This is a genomic window from Thermococcus sp. Bubb.Bath, from assembly GCF_012027595.1.
GTDB lineage: Archaea > Methanobacteriota_B > Thermococci > Thermococcales > Thermococcaceae > Thermococcus.
Genome location: NZ_SNUR01000078.1, coordinates 1 through 293, shown reverse-complemented (window position 1 = coordinate 293; position 293 = coordinate 1). Strand labels below are relative to the sequence as shown.

The following is a 293-nucleotide window of genomic DNA, read 5'->3' as shown; positions in this document are numbered from 1 at the left end:
TGATAAAGAGCATTGCCGTTTGGTGGGCTCTCGACCTCAACCTCGTTGGTGACCCGCAGACCGGTCTCGTCAATTCAAGTGGAACCGTTAAGTTCAACCCGTTCGCCCTTCCGGGTGTTAGGTATGCCATGAACTGGCTCATCAACAGGAATTATATAGTCACCAACATTCTCCAGGGCAGCGGTGCTCCAATGTTCGGTCCTGAGGTCAGCGGTCAGGTTGACGCTGCCTCAGCCATTAACACGGTCGCCAAAGCCCTCGGAATGACCGCCCAGGGTGACGAGCAGTACGCA

1 pseudogene is annotated in these 293 nt (G+C 55.3%); it reads left to right on the top strand.

The window, feature by feature from the left end:
• Nucleotides 1-293: pseudogene (locus E3E29_RS11595) on the top strand (peptide ABC transporter substrate-binding protein); the annotation flags it as partial.